13 protein-coding genes are annotated in these 13,472 nt (G+C 72.2%); all 13 read left to right on the top strand.

All coding sequences use genetic code 11. The features are described from left to right. Window positions 1-76 precede the first annotated feature (76 nt). The gene (locus J0910_RS28380; RefSeq protein WP_420161572.1) at window positions 77-787 is read left to right on the top strand and encodes a demethylmenaquinone methyltransferase; all 711 of its coding nucleotides are present in this window, start codon (window positions 77-79) and stop codon (window positions 785-787) included. A 406-nt stretch (window positions 788-1,193) separates the two neighbouring features. After that, on the top strand, window positions 1,194-2,498 hold the full coding sequence (locus J0910_RS28375) for a geranylgeranyl reductase family protein (protein WP_420161571.1): 1,305 nt from the start codon (window positions 1,194-1,196) through the stop codon (window positions 2,496-2,498). A 161-nt stretch (window positions 2,499-2,659) separates the two neighbouring features. Then, the gene (locus tag J0910_RS28370; RefSeq protein WP_017593294.1) at window positions 2,660-3,019 is read left to right on the top strand and encodes an NADH-quinone oxidoreductase subunit A; all 360 of its coding nucleotides are present in this window, start codon (window positions 2,660-2,662) and stop codon (window positions 3,017-3,019) included. A 72-nt stretch (window positions 3,020-3,091) separates the two neighbouring features. After that, entirely contained in the window at window positions 3,092-3,652 is a 561-nt protein-coding gene (locus J0910_RS28365; RefSeq protein WP_420161570.1) for a NuoB/complex I 20 kDa subunit family protein, read from the top strand. Further along, window positions 3,649-4,413 (top strand): NADH-quinone oxidoreductase subunit C, encoded by a 765-nt coding sequence (locus J0910_RS28360; RefSeq protein WP_420161569.1) that lies wholly within the window; start codon window positions 3,649-3,651, stop codon window positions 4,411-4,413. Before J0910_RS28365 ends, J0910_RS28360 begins: the two co-directional genes overlap by 4 nt. Window positions 4,414-4,483: 70 nt before the next feature. After that, window positions 4,484-5,785, top strand: coding sequence for an NADH-quinone oxidoreductase subunit D (locus J0910_RS28355; RefSeq protein WP_420161568.1), 1,302 nt, complete (start codon window positions 4,484-4,486; stop codon window positions 5,783-5,785). 28 nt (window positions 5,786-5,813) lie between these two features. Beyond that, the gene (nuoE, locus tag J0910_RS28350) at window positions 5,814-6,515 is read left to right on the top strand and encodes an NADH-quinone oxidoreductase subunit NuoE (RefSeq protein ID WP_420161567.1); all 702 of its coding nucleotides are present in this window, start codon (window positions 5,814-5,816) and stop codon (window positions 6,513-6,515) included. Further along, window positions 6,512-7,816, top strand: coding sequence for an NADH-quinone oxidoreductase subunit NuoF (nuoF, locus tag J0910_RS28345; RefSeq protein WP_420161566.1), 1,305 nt, complete (start codon window positions 6,512-6,514; stop codon window positions 7,814-7,816). The genes nuoE and nuoF overlap by 4 nt, the downstream gene beginning before the upstream one ends. After that, complete coding sequence (locus J0910_RS28340) at window positions 7,813-10,290, top strand: NADH-quinone oxidoreductase subunit G (RefSeq protein WP_420161565.1); 2,478 nt, start codon at window positions 7,813-7,815, stop codon at window positions 10,288-10,290. The genes nuoF and J0910_RS28340 overlap by 4 nt, the downstream gene beginning before the upstream one ends. Continuing rightward, window positions 10,290-11,675 carry an NADH-quinone oxidoreductase subunit NuoH gene (gene nuoH / locus J0910_RS28335; RefSeq protein WP_420161564.1) on the top strand — a complete coding sequence of 462 codons (1,386 nt, stop codon included), beginning with the start codon at window positions 10,290-10,292 and terminating at the stop codon, window positions 11,673-11,675. The genes J0910_RS28340 and nuoH overlap by 1 nt, the downstream gene beginning before the upstream one ends. After that, complete coding sequence (nuoI, locus tag J0910_RS28330) at window positions 11,668-12,213, top strand: NADH-quinone oxidoreductase subunit NuoI (RefSeq protein WP_420161563.1); 546 nt, start codon at window positions 11,668-11,670, stop codon at window positions 12,211-12,213. The genes nuoH and nuoI overlap by 8 nt, the downstream gene beginning before the upstream one ends. Then, window positions 12,210-13,169 (top strand): NADH-quinone oxidoreductase subunit J, encoded by a 960-nt coding sequence (locus J0910_RS28325; RefSeq protein WP_420161562.1) that lies wholly within the window; start codon window positions 12,210-12,212, stop codon window positions 13,167-13,169. Before nuoI ends, J0910_RS28325 begins: the two co-directional genes overlap by 4 nt. Further along, entirely contained in the window at window positions 13,157-13,456 is a 300-nt protein-coding gene (gene nuoK, locus J0910_RS28320) for an NADH-quinone oxidoreductase subunit NuoK (protein WP_420161561.1), read from the top strand. Before J0910_RS28325 ends, nuoK begins: the two co-directional genes overlap by 13 nt. Window positions 13,457-13,472: the final 16 nt, after the last annotated feature.

The raw sequence follows: 13,472 nt of genomic DNA, 5'->3' as shown, positions 1-13,472 counted from the left end.
GGTGCGGACCGGAACCCGCTGAGCGGGGGCGCGGGGGGCGGTCGGCCGGGCGCCGCCCCGCCCTTAGGGTGGGGGCATGACCCGTGCCGAACTCGATAAGTCGCCTGCGGACGTCGCCGCCATGTTCGACAGCATCGCGGCCCGCTACGACCTGCTCAACGACGTCCTCTCGCTCGGCGAGGACCGGCAGTGGCGGCGCGCCGTCGTCCGCGCGGTCGAGGCCTACGGCGGAGAGCTGGTGCTCGACCTTGCGGCCGGCACCGGGACCTCCTCGCTCGCCTTCACGGACAAGGGTGCGAAGGTCGTCGCCTGCGACTTCTCGCAGGGCATGCTGCGGGTCGGCGCCGAGCAGCGCGGCGGGGCCTCGGCGCAGGGGGTCACCTGCGTGGCCGGCGACGCGCTGGCGCTGCCCTTCGCGGACGAGACCTTCGACGCGGTGACGATCTCCTTCGGGCTGCGCAACGTGCAGGACCCGGAGCAGGCCCTGCGCGAGCTGCGCCGGGTGACCAAGGTCGGCGGCCGCCTGGTGGTCTGCGAGTTCAGCCATATCCCGGTGCGGCCGGTGGACCGGCTCTACTCGGGGTACCTGATGGCGGCGCTGCCCCGGGTGGCGCGGCTGTTCACCCGGAACACCGGGGCCTACGCGTACCTGTCCGAATCCATCACGGAGTGGCCGGACCAGCCGGCCCTGGCGGCGCGCCTGCAGCGCGCCGGGTGGTCCCGGGTGGCGTGGCGCAACCTCACCTTCGGGGTGGTCGCGCTGCACCGCGGCTACCGGGAGTCCTGATCGCCCCCGCCCCCTGAACAACTCAATTCACTTCAGCAACAAAGGCACCGAAGAGCACTTTTCGGTGCCTTTAACTCTTGTTAAGGCTGAAAAGTGATTTACGAGGATGAAACGGACGTAGGTTTACCTTATTAACCGAGGTAAAGCGTGCTACGTCCGGTTTGGGGGCGAAAATGCCCTAACAAGATGAATGGCGGTTGGGGGTCGCCCGTGGAACGCGAAAGGTCTAGACTTCGGGGCAGCAGCCTTGTGAAGCCCTTCACAAGCGTACGTGCGATTCGTCGCCGTTCCGGCTCGCCGAGCCGGCCCGCGGCGGATAAAAGGCGTTGAGCCACATAGCCGGAACCCCCTGAAGAACAACCGAAAAGCGTTATCCGCGCACCCCCACAGCCGCAGGGAACCACTCGTGAGCGCCACAGCACCGCCCCCGCCCACCGAGCGGGGCACCGCAGACCTCGAAGCCGACGTCATCATCGTCGGGGCCGGACCGGCCGGCTCCACCGCCGCCTGCCACATGGCCCGTTCCGGTCTGGACGTCCTCGTCCTGGAGAAGACCTCGTTCCCCCGGGAGAAGGTCTGCGGCGACGGCCTGACCCCGCGCGCCGTCAAGCAGCTGGCCGCGCTGGGCGTCCCCTTCGACGGTCCCGGCTGGATCCCGAACAAGGGGCTGCGCATCATCGGCGGCGGCGTCCGCCTCGAGCTCCCCTGGCCCGAGCTGGCCGAGTACCCCGGCCACGGCCTGGTCCGCACCCGCTACGACTTCGACCGCATCCTGGTCGAGCACGCCCGCGCCGCGGGCGCCAAGCTCCTGGAGCGGACCACCGTGCAGGCCCCGCTGCTGGACCCGCGGACCGACCGGGTGCAGGGCGTGGTGGCCAAGGACCCCGCGGGCGAGCGGGTCGTCTACCGGGCCCCGCTGGTGATCGCGGCGGACGGCAACTCCTCCCGGCTCTCGGTGGCACTGGGCATCCGCAAGCGCGACGACCGCCCGATGGGCGTCGCGGTGCGCACCTACTTCACCAGCCCCCGGCACGACGACGACTACCTGGAGTCCTGGCTGGAGCTGTGGGACTCCAGCAGCGGCAAGGACGTGCTGCTGCCCGGCTACGGCTGGGTCTTCGGGGTCGGCGACGGCACCTCCAACGTCGGCCTGGGCATCCTCAACTCCACCGCGGCCTTCCAGGACGTCGACTACCGCCGGCTGCTCCGCCGCTGGACCGAGAGCATGCCCGCGGAGTGGGGGTTCACCGAGGAGAACCGGACCGGGCCGGTCCGCGGCGCCGCCCTGCCGATGGGCTTCAACCGCACCCCGCACTACTCGCGCGGGCTGATGCTGGTCGGCGACGCCGGAGGCATGGTCAACCCGTTCAACGGCGAGGGCATCGCCTACGCCATGGAGGCCGGGGCGATCGCCGCGGAGGTGGCCGTGCAGGCACTCTCCCGGACCACCGTGCAGACCAGGGAGCGGGCGCTGCACCGCTACCCCGACATCCTCTCCGACGTCTACGGCGGCTACTACACGCTGGGCCGCTACTTCGTGAAGGTGATCGGCAACCCGGACTTCATGAAGTACGCGACCAAGTACGGCCTGCCCCAGCGCACCCTGATGAAGTTCGTGCTGAAGATGCTGGCCAACCTCACCGAGCCGAGCCGGGGCGATGCGATGGACCGGGTGATCAACGGGCTCTCCCGGATGGCGCCCGCCGCATAGGCGGACCGGGCACGCGCAGGACGGCGAGGCGATGGCGACGGCGAAGCGGAGCACCGCGCACCCCGGGCACGTGAATGCGTTCACAAGCCCCCGGGCCGACCCGGCGGCGCACCCGGCCGGGCGCCGCGGTCCCGCCAGGCAATGAAGGGGAACGACCCACGATGGAGCTGTACACGCCCGTATTCGTACTCGGTGCGATCGGCGCCGCGTTCGTCGTCGTATCGATGGTCGTCGGCAGCATCGCCGGCCCCAAGCGGTACAACCGGGCGAAACTGCAGGCCTACGAATGCGGCATCGAGCCGACCCCGCAGCCGGCCGGCGGCGGCAGGTTCACCATCAAGTACTACCTGACGGCGATGCTCTTCATCGTCTTCGACATCGAGATCATCTTCCTCTACCCGTGGGCCGTGCACTTCGACGCACTCGGCCTGTTCGGCCTGATCGCGATGGTCCTCTTCCTGGTGAACGTGTCGATCGCCTACGCCTACGAGTGGCGCCGCGGAGGACTGGAATGGGACTGACGAGGAGCCCCGGGCGCCCCGCCCGCGGATGCACCGCCAACGGATCGAGCGAACGGAAAGGGGGGCCGACGCATGGGGATTGAGGAGAAGCTCCCGAGCGGGGTCATCCTGGGCACCGTCGAGCAGGTCGCGGGCCTGGCCCGCAAGAGCTCGATGTGGCCCGCCACCTTCGGCCTGGCCTGCTGCGCCATCGAGATGATGTCGGTCGGCGGACCGCACTACGACCTGGCCCGGTTCGGCATGGAGAAGTTCGGCGCCACGCCGCGCCAGGCCGACCTGATGATCGTCGCCGGACGGGTGAGCCAGAAGATGGCCCCGGTGCTGCGGCAGATCTACGACCAGATGCCCGAGCCCAAGTGGGTCATCGCGATGGGCGTCTGCGCCTCCAGCGGAGGCATGTTCAACAACTACGCCGTCGTGCAGGGCGTGGACCACGTCGTCCCGGTCGACATCTACCTGCCCGGCTGCCCGCCGCGGCCGGAGATGCTCCTGGACGCCGTGCTCAAGCTGCACGACAAGGTGCAGAACACCAAGCTCGGCGCGCACCGGCAGCGCGAGATCGAGGAGCTGGAGGAGCGCGCGCTCCGCCGCTCGCTGCCGCTGGTGAGCCAGGACGAGGGGGCGGCCCGATGAGTCTGGGAGAGCCCGGGCGCAACGGCAGCGGCGGCGGGCACGAGGAGGAGAACCTCCCCGAGGTCGCCGGGCGGGAGCGGCTCGCCGCCCCGGTCGAGCGGACCGGCATGTTCGGCGCGAAGACCAGCGGCGACACCTCCGGGTACGGCGGCCTCCGCGTCCGCCGCACCGGACCGCCCGCCGCGGAGCGGCCCTACACCGACCCCGGCGACCCGCGCACCGAGCGGTTCGACGCGGTCGCCGACGCCCTGGAGGAGGCGCTCCGCGACGCCCCGGTCGGCTACCGCGAGGCGGTGGAGCGGGTCGTGGTGGACCGCGGCGAGATCACCTTCCACCTGCGCCGCGAGCACCTGGCCGAGGTCGCCCGCCGGCTCCGCGACGACCCGGCGCTCCGCTTCGAGCTCTGCCTGGGCGTCACCGGGGTGCACTACCCCGAGGACACCGGGCGCGAGCTGCACGCGGTCTACATGCTCCGGTCCATCACGCACAACACCGAGATCCGGGTGGAGACGGCCTGCCCCGACGCCGACCCGCACATCCCCTCGCTCGTCGCGGTCTACCCCACCAACGACTGGCACGAGCGCGAGGCCTGGGACTTCTTCGGCATCGTCTTCGACGGCCACCCGTCGCTGACCCGGATCGAGATGCCCGACGACTGGCACGGCCACCCGCAGCGCAAGGACTACCCGCTGGGCGGCATCCCGGTGGAGTACCGCGGCGCCAAGATCCCGCCGCCCGACGAGCGGAGGTCCTACGCATGACGCGCACCGCACCCGCGGGCGCCGGCGCGCCCGCGCGCCGGGGGAACAGGGCGACGAGGGGGACAGACCAGTGACCACCCCGACCACCGAGGACTACATCGACGCCGCCGGCGGCGACTGGGACGAGGTCGTCGCCGCCGCCCAGGCCAGCAGCGCCGAGCGGCTCGTGGTGAACATGGGCCCGCAGCACCCGTCCACGCACGGCGTGCTCCGGCTCATCCTCACCCTCGACGGCGAGACGGTCACCGAGGCCCGGGTGGGCATCGGCTACCTGCACACCGGCATCGAGAAGAACATGGAGTACCGGACGTGGACCCAGGGGACCACGTTCGTGACCCGGATGGACTACCTCACGCCGATCTTCAATGAGACGGCGTACTGCCTGGCGGTGGAGAAGCTGCTCGGCCTCACCGACCGGATCCCCGACCGGGCCAGCGTCATCCGGGTGCTGATGATGGAGCTCAACCGGATGTCCTCGCACTTCGTGGCGATGGCGACGTTCGGGATGGAGCTCGGCGCCACCACCGTGATGACCAACGGCCTCCGCGAGCGCGAGATGGTCCTCGACATCTTCGAGCTGATCACCGGGCTGCGGATGAACCACGCCTACATCCGGCCGGGCGGCGTCGCCCAGGACCTGCCCTCCGGCGCGGTCGGCAAGGTCAAGGAGCTGCTGGAGGAGATGCCCAAGCGCCTCGCCATCATGCGCAAGCTCCTCGACGAGAGCCCGCTGTACCTGGCGCGCACCCGCGACGTGGCCCACCTCAACCTGGCCGGCTGCATGGCGCTGGGCGTCACCGGCCCGCTGCTGCGCGCCTCCGGGCTCGGCTGGGACCTGCGCAAGGCCAAGCCGTACTGCGGCTACGAGGACTACGAGTTCGACGTCCCGGTCTCCGACGGCGGCGACGTGTACGCCCGCTACCGGGTGCGGATGGCCGAGGTCGAGCAGAGCCTGCGGATCATCGAGCAGTGCCTGGACAAGCTGGCCCCCGGCCCGGTCATGGTGGACGACCCCAAGGTCGGCTGGCCCGCCAAGCTGGCGCTGGGCCCGGACGGCCTGGGCAACTCCCCGGACCACATCGCGCACATCATGGGCGGCTCCATGGAGGCGCTCATCCACCACTTCAAGCTGGTCACCGAGGGCTTCCGGGTCCCGGCGGGCCAGGCCTACGCCGCGGTCGAGAGCGCCAAGGGCGAGCTGGGCTGCCACGCGGTCAGCGACGGCGGCACCCGGCCCCACCGGGTGCACTTCCGCGACCCCTCGTTCACCCACCTGCAGACGGTCGCCGCGATGTGCGAAGGCGGCACGGTGGCCGACGTCATCGCCGCGGTGGCCAGCATCGACCCCGTGATGGGAGGCGTGGACCGGTGACGGAACGAGCGAGGAGGGGAGCACCGGCATGAGCGAGCGCTTCGACGACGCCACCAGGACGCGGCTGGAGGTCGACGCCAAGGAGGTGATCGCCCGCTACCCGAAGTCGCGGTCGGCGCTGCTGCCGCTGCTCCACCTGGTCCAGGCGGAGGAGGGCTACGTCAGCAGGGCGGGCATCGGCTTCTGCGCCGAGACCCTGGGGCTGACCGCCGCCGAGGTCACCGCGGTGGCCACCTTCTACACCATGTACAAGCGCCGCCCGATGGGCGAGTACCACGTGGGCGTCTGCACCAACACGCTCTGCGCGGTGATGGGCGGCGACGAGATCTTCGCCGGGCTCAAGGAGCACCTGGGCGTCGGCAACGACGAGACCACCGAGGACGGCAAGGTCACGCTGGAGCACCTGGAGTGCAACGCGGCCTGCGACTTCGCCCCCGTGGTGATGGTCAACTGGGAGTTCTTCGACGACCAGACCCCGGAGAGCGCCAAGAGGCTCGTCGACGACCTGCGGCTCGGCAACGACGTGGTGCCCACCCGCGGCGCCGGGCCGGTCTGCACCTGGAAGCAGGCCTCCCGGGTGCTGGCCGGGTTCTCCGACGGCCGGGCCGGCGAGGGCCCGCAGGCCGCCGGCCCCTCCCTGGAGGGCCTGAAGCTGGCCCGCGAGCGCGGCTGGACGGCGCCGCCCCCCGGCGCGTCCGGCCCCGCCCCGACCGAAGGGGGCGACCGATGACCGGGACGACGCTCACCCCGGTGCTCTCCGCGCACTGGGACCGCGAAGACCTCTACACCCTGGACGGCTACCGGGCGGTCGGCGGCTACGGCGCGCTGCGCAAGGCCCTGGCCATGGAGCCGGACGCGCTGGTCGACCTGGTGAAGGCCTCCGGCCTGCGCGGCCGCGGCGGCGCCGGGTTCCCCACCGGGATGAAGTGGGGCTTCCTGCCCGCGGACAACCCCAACCCGCGCTACCTGGTGGTCAACGCCGACGAGTCCGAGCCGGGCACCTGCAAGGACATCCCGCTGATGATGGCCAACCCGCACGCGCTGGTGGAGGGGGTGATCATCTCGGCCTACGCGATCCGCAGCAGCCACGCCTTCATCTACGTGCGCGGCGAGGTGCTGCACGTCATCCGCCGGCTGCGGCAGGCGGTGGACGAGGCCCGCGAGGCCGGGCTGCTCGGCACCGACATCCTGGGCAGCGGGTTCGACCTGGACGTGGTGGTGCACGCCGGCGCCGGGGCCTACATCTGCGGCGAGGAGACCGCGCTGCTGGACTCCCTGGAGGGCTACCGCGGCCAGCCCCGGCTCAAGCCGCCGTTCCCCGCGGTGGCCGGGCTGTACGCCTCGCCGACCGTGGTGAACAACGTCGAGTCGATCGCCAGCGTCCCGCCGATCGTGGCCAACGGCGCCGAGTGGTTCACCTCGATGGGCACCGAGAAGTCCGCCGGGTTCGGCTTCTTCTCGCTCTCCGGGCACGTCACCCGGCCCGGCCAGTACGAGGCCCCGCTCGGCGTCACGCTGCGCGAACTGCTCGACATGGCGGGCGGCATCCGGGCCGGCCACCGGCTCAAGTTCTGGACCCCGGGCGGCTCCTCCACCCCGATCTTCACCGAGGAGCACCTGGACACCCCGCTCGACTTCGAGTCGGTCGGCGCCGCCGGGTCCATGCTCGGCACCCGCGCGCTGCAGATCTTCGACGAGACCACCTGCGTGGTCCGCGCGGTCGGCCGGTGGATCGCCTTCTACGCCCACGAGTCCTGCGGCAAGTGCACCCCCTGCCGGGAGGGCAACTTCTGGATGGTCCAGGTCCTGGACCGGCTGGAGAACGGCGAGGGCACCGAGGCCGACGTGGAGAAGCTCCTGGACATCTGCGACAACCTGCTGGGCCGCTCGTTCTGCGCCCTCGGCGACGGCGCGGCCAGCCCGGTGATGTCGTCCATCAAGTACTTCCGGGACGAATACGTGGCGCACATGGAGCAGCGGGGCTGCCCGTTCGACCATTCGAAGTCGACCGTGTGGGGAGGGAGCAAGTGACCGTCACGACCAACACCCCGTCCGGCGGCGCCCCGGCGGTCCCGCCGGAGGACCTGGTGACCGTCACCATCGACGGGTTCCAGATCAGGGTGCCCAAGGGGACGCTGGTGATCCGGGCCGCGGAGCTGCTGGGCATCCAGATCCCGCGGTTCTGCGACCACCCGCTGCTGGACCCGGTCGGGGCCTGCCGCCAGTGCCTGGTGGAGATCCCCGACGCGGGCAACGGCCGGGGCATGCCCAAGCCGCAGGCCTCCTGCACCATCACCGTGATGGACGGCATGGTCGTCAAGACCCAGCTGACCTCGGCGGTGGCGGACAAGGCGCAGCAGGGCATCATGGAGTTCCTGCTGATCAACCACCCGCTGGACTGCCCGGTCTGCGACAAGGGCGGCGAGTGCCCGCTGCAGAACCAGGCGATGTCCAACGGGCAGGGGGAGACGCGCTTCACCGACACCAAGCGCACCTTCCCCAAGCCGGTCCCGCTCTCCACCCAGATCCTGCTGGACCGGGAGCGGTGCATCCAGTGCGCCCGGTGCACCCGGTTCTCCGCGCAGATCGCCGGCGACCCGTTCATCGAGCTGCTGGAGCGCGGCGCCCAGGAGCAGGTCGGCATCGCCGAGGGCGAGCCGTTCCAGTCCTACTTCTCCGGCAACACCGTGCAGATCTGCCCGGTCGGCGCGCTGACCGGCGCCGCCTACCGGTTCCGCTCCCGCCCCTTCGACCTGGTCTCCACGCCCAGCGTGTGCGAGCACTGCGCGTCCGGCTGCGCGCTCCGCACCGACCACCGCCGGGGCAAGGTCACCCGCCGGCTGGCCGGCGACGACCCCCGGGTCAACGAGGAGTGGAACTGCGACAAGGGCCGCTGGGCCTTCACCTACGCCACCCAGAGCGACCGGCTCAAGCGGCCGCTGCTGCGCCGCGCCGACACCCGCGCCCTGGAGTTCGCCTCCTGGCCGGAGGCGCTGGCCGAGGCGGCGCGCGGACTGCGCGGGGCGCGCCGCACCGCGGTGCTCACCGGCGGCAGGCTGACCCTGGAGGACGCCTACGCCTACGCCAAGTTCGCCCGGGTGGCGCTGCGCACCAACGACATCGACATGCGGGCCCGGGAGCACTCCGAGGAGGAGGCCGAGTTCATCGCCGCCCGGGTCGCCGGAACCGGCGTCCAGGTGAGCTACGACGACCTGGAGAAGGCGCCCGCGGTGCTCCTCGCCGGCCTGGAGCCCGAGGACGAGTCGCCCTCGGTCTTCCTCCGCCTGCGCAAGGCCGCCCGCAAGCGCGGACTCGACCTGTACGCGGTCGCGCCCTACACGAGCCGGGGACTGGCCAAGGCCGACGGGACGCTGATCCCGGCGGCCCCCGGCGCCGAGGCGCGGGTGCTGGACGGGCTCGCCGACGCGTCCCCCGAGGCGTTCCGCGCGCTCGGCGCCGAGGGCGCGGTCCTGCTCGCCGGGGAGCGGCTGGCCCGGACGCCGGGCGCGCTCTCCGCGCTGGCCCGGCTGGCCGACCGGACCGGCGCCCGGATCGGCTGGATCCCGCGCCGGGCCGGGGAGCGCGGCGCGATCGAGGCCGGGGCGCTGCCCAACCTGCTGCCCGGCGGGCGGCCGGTGGGCGACGCGCACGCCCGCGCCGAGGCCGCGCGCGCCTGGTCGGTCGCCTCGCTGCCCGAGCGGGAGGGCCGCGACACCGCGGAGATCCTCGCCGCCGCGGCCGCCGGCGACCTGGACGCCCTGGTCATCGCCGGTGTGGAACTGGACGACCTGCCCGACCCGGACGCGGCCCGCGCGGCACTGGCCGAGGTGCCGTTCATCGTCTCCCTGGAGCTGCGCGCCAGCGAGGTGACCGACCGCGCCGACGTGGTGCTGCCGGTGGCGGCGGTGGCGGAGAAGTCCGGCACCTTCGTCGACTGGGAGGGGCGCGAGCGGCCGTTCGGCGACGCGCTGAAGATCCCCGGCGCCCTGTCCGACCTGCGAGTGCTCTCCGCCGTCGCGGACGAGATGGACGTCCACCTGGGGCTGCCGGACGCGGCCGCGGCCCGCCGCGAGCTGGCCGCGCTGGGCGCCTGGGCCGGCGAGCGGGTGCCCGACCCGCTGACCGGGCCGGCGCCGGTCGCCGAACCGGGGCCGGGGCGGGCGCTGCTGGCCACCTGGAAGCAGCTGCTCGGCCGGGGCCGGATGGAGGACGGCGAGCCCTACCTGGCCGGGACCGCCCGGCCGGCGCTGGCCCGGCTCTCCGCGGCCACCGCCGCCGGGATCGGGCTGGCCGACGGCGGCCGGCTGGAGGTCGCCGGCCCGGCCGGGTCGGTCTCGGTGCCGGCCGTGGTCGCCGCCGGGATGCCGGACGGGGTGGTGTGGCTGCCCGCCGCCGCCCGCGACTGCGACGTCCGCCGGGACCTGGGGGCGTCCGCCGGGGACACGGTGCGGCTGCGCCCCGCGGGCGCCGCCGCCGAGACCGCGAGTGCTGGGAGCGCGAAGTGATGCCCACCGGATGGCCGGCCGCCGCGGCCGGCACCGCGCAGGCGGCGGCCGGGGAGCCGGGACTGGAGGCCTTCGGCGGTGACCCGTGGTGGATCACCCTGATCAAGGCCCTGGTCATCTTCGTCTTCCTGATGGTCTGCGTGCTGATGATGATCATGGCCGACCGCAAGGTCATGGGGCGGATGCAGCAGCGCCACGGCCCCAACCGGTTCGGCCCGCTGGGCCTGCTGCAGTCGCTGGCCGACGGCGTCAAGCTGTCGCTCAAGGAGGACGTGATCCCGCGCAACGTGGACCGGCTGGTCTACATCGCGGCGCCGATGATCGCGGCGGTCCCGGCGTTCATCGCGTTCTCCATCATCCCGGTGGGGCCCGAGGTGAACATGTTCGGGGTCACCACCCCGCTGCAGCTCACCGACCTGCCGATCGCGGCGCTGCTGGTGCTGGCCACCGCGGCGGTCGGCGTGTACGGCATCGTGCTCGGCGGCTGGGCCTCCCAGTCGCCCTACGCGCTCCTCGGCGGGCTGCGCGCCTCGGCCCAGGTGATCAGCTACGAGATCGCGATGGGGCTGAGCTTCGTCGCGGTGTTCATGTTCTCCGGGACGCTGACCACCTCCGGCATCGTGGAGGCGCAGCAGTCGCTCTGGTTCGCGGTGCTCCTGCTGCCGTCCTTCCTCATCTACCTGGTCACCATGGTCGGCGAGACCAACCGGCTCCCCTTCGACCTGGCCGAGGGCGAGGGCGAGATCGTCGGCGGCTTCATGACCGAGTACGGGTCGATGAAGTTCACCATGTTCTTCCTCGCCGAGTACGTGAACATGGTGACGGTCGCCGCGGTCTCGGTGACCTTCTTCCTCGGCGGCTGGCTGGCGCCGCCGCCGATCACGGCGTTCTGGCCGGGGGCCAACGAGGGCTGGTGGCCCGTCCTGTGGTGGCTGCTCAAGTTCCTCGCCGTGATGTTCCTGTTCATCTGGGTGCGCGGCTCGGTGCCCCGGATCCGCTACGACCAGCTGATGCAGCTGGGCTGGAAGCTGCTCATCCCGGTGCAGCTGGTCTGGATCACCGCGGTCGCGGTGCTCAGGCTGATGGTCAACGAGGGCGCCCCGCTCGGCGCGACCGCCGGGGCCGGCGCCGCGTTCGCGCTGGTCTCCATCGCGGCCTTCGCCGGCTACGCCCGGTCGGCCCGGCGGAGCAGGGCCGCGGAGGAGGCCCGGCGCGCCGAGGAGGCCCGCCGGATCCATGCCGACCCGGCGGCCGGCGGGTTCCCGGTGCCGCCGCAGAGCGCACCGCACTACGGCAGCAGCGTCCCCGCCGAGCCGCCCCGAAACCCCGCACCGGCCCCGGCCGGCGAGAAGCGCGGCGAGCGTGAGGAGGTAACCGGTGCTTGACTGGCTCAACCCCGTGAAGGGGTTCGGCGTCACCTTCCACACCATGTTCAAGAAGGTGCCCACCATCGAATACCCGGAGGTGAAGCGCCCCACGGCGCCGCGCTTCCACGGCAGGCACCAGCTGAACCGGTGGCCGGACGGCCTGGAGAAGTGCATCGGGTGCGAGCTGTGCGCCTGGGCCTGCCCGGCCGACGCCATCTACGTGGAGGGCGGCGACAACACCGAGGAGGAGCGGTACTCGCCCGGTGAGCGGTACGGCAGGGTGTACCAGATCAACTACCTGCGGTGCATCCTGTGCGGGCTGTGCGTGGAGGCCTGCCCGACCCGCGCACTCACCATGACCAACGAGTACGAGCTCGCCGACGACGACCGCGAGAGCCTCATCTGGACCAAGGAGCAGCTGCTCGCAGGGCTCCGCGAGGGCATGGAGGCGCCGCCGCACCCGATGCGGCTCGGCGAGACGGAGGAGGACTACTACCGGTCCGGCCGCTCCTCGGCCGCCGAGCGGGAGCCGGCCGGCGGGGAGGTGGCCCGATGACCCCCGCGACCGCGGCGGGCACCGTGCTCGCCGCCCCGGTCTCCGGCACCGAGGCCGCCGCGTTCTGGGTGCTCGGCGGGATCGTGCTGCTCGCCGCGCTCGGCGTGGTGCTCTCCCGCAAGGCCGTGCACTCCGCGATGATGATGGCCGCCGTCATGCTCGGCCTCGCCGTGTTCTACGGCATGAACGAGGCGCCGTTCCTGATGGTGGTGCAGATCGTCGTCTACACCGGCGCCGTGCTGATGCTCTTCCTGTTCGTGCTGATGCTGGTCGGCGTCAGCTCGGCGGACTCCCTGGTGGAGACGATCCGCGGGCAGCGGGTGCTGGCCGGTGCCGTGGCGCTCTGCTTCCTGCTCGCCCTCGGCTTCGGCCTGACCCGGATCTCCGTCGGCGACCCGGCCGGGCTGGCCGCGGGCGTCGCGGCGGCCGGCGGCGGCGTGCAGTGGATCGCCGGAGAGGTGATCTTCCGCTACGTCATCGCCTTCGAGGCCACCGGCGCGCTGCTGATCACCGCGGTGCTCGGCGCGCTGGTCCTGGCGCACAGCGCCCGCACCAAGCCGCGGCGGACCCAGCGGGAGATGGCCAGGGAGCGGATCCTCGGCGACCACCCGACGCCGCTGCCCGGACCGGGCACCTACGCCCGGCACAACGCCATCGACATGCCGGCGCTGCTGCCCGACGGGTCGGTCTCCCGGCTCTCGCTCAACCCGGTGCTCACCGCACGCGACCCCGAGCTGCAGTCGCAGGTCCCCCGGGACATCCGGCTGGGCGCGGTGCCCAGCCCCGGCGGCGCCTCCGACTCGGCCCGGTCCAAGGAGGGCCGCGCCGAGGGCGAGCCGCCCGAGTCCGGCCCCGGCGCCGAAGAGCGCGGGACCGGCGGGGACGCCGAGGACCGCGGGGACGGCGGGAACGGCGAGGCCGAAGGAGAGGAGGCCGAGCACTCGTGGACCCGATGAACTACATCGCGCTGGCCGCGCTGCTGTTCACCATCGGCGCCCTGGGGGTGCTGGTCCGGCGGAACGCGATCATCGTCTTCATGTGCGTGGAGCTCATGCTCAACGCCTGCAACCTGGCGTTCGTCGCCTTCGCGCGGATGCACGGCGACATCGAGGGGCAGGTCATCGCGTTCTTCGTGATGATCGTGGCCGCCGCCGAGGTCGTGGTGGGGCTCGCGATCATCATGCAGATCTTCCGCACCCGCAGGTCCGCGTCGGTCGATGACGCCAACCTGCTCAAGTACTAGAAGGCGACGTGGCCGT

This window comes from Nocardiopsis oceanisediminis, from assembly GCF_048595525.1.
Taxonomy (GTDB): Bacteria; Actinomycetota; Actinomycetes; order Streptosporangiales; family Streptosporangiaceae; genus Nocardiopsis_A; species Nocardiopsis_A oceanisediminis.
Note: the sequence above shows the minus strand (reverse complement) of the source record. Positions and strands in the feature narration are given on the sequence as shown.

Coding starts and splice junctions, on each gene's coding strand:
- J0910_RS28360 (WP_420161569.1), top strand. CDS start 3,649: ATGAGTCTGGGAGAGCCCGGGCGCAACGGCAGCGGCGGCGGGCACGAG.
- J0910_RS28380 (WP_420161572.1), top strand. CDS start 77: ATGACCCGTGCCGAACTCGATAAGTCGCCTGCGGACGTCGCCGCCATG.
- J0910_RS28370 (WP_017593294.1), top strand. CDS start 2,660: ATGGAGCTGTACACGCCCGTATTCGTACTCGGTGCGATCGGCGCCGCG.
- nuoH (WP_420161564.1), top strand. CDS start 10,290: ATGCCCACCGGATGGCCGGCCGCCGCGGCCGGCACCGCGCAGGCGGCG.
- J0910_RS28365 (WP_420161570.1), top strand. CDS start 3,092: ATGGGGATTGAGGAGAAGCTCCCGAGCGGGGTCATCCTGGGCACCGTC.
- nuoF (WP_420161566.1), top strand. CDS start 6,512: ATGACCGGGACGACGCTCACCCCGGTGCTCTCCGCGCACTGGGACCGC.
- nuoE (WP_420161567.1), top strand. CDS start 5,814: ATGAGCGAGCGCTTCGACGACGCCACCAGGACGCGGCTGGAGGTCGAC.
- J0910_RS28325 (WP_420161562.1), top strand. CDS start 12,210: ATGACCCCCGCGACCGCGGCGGGCACCGTGCTCGCCGCCCCGGTCTCC.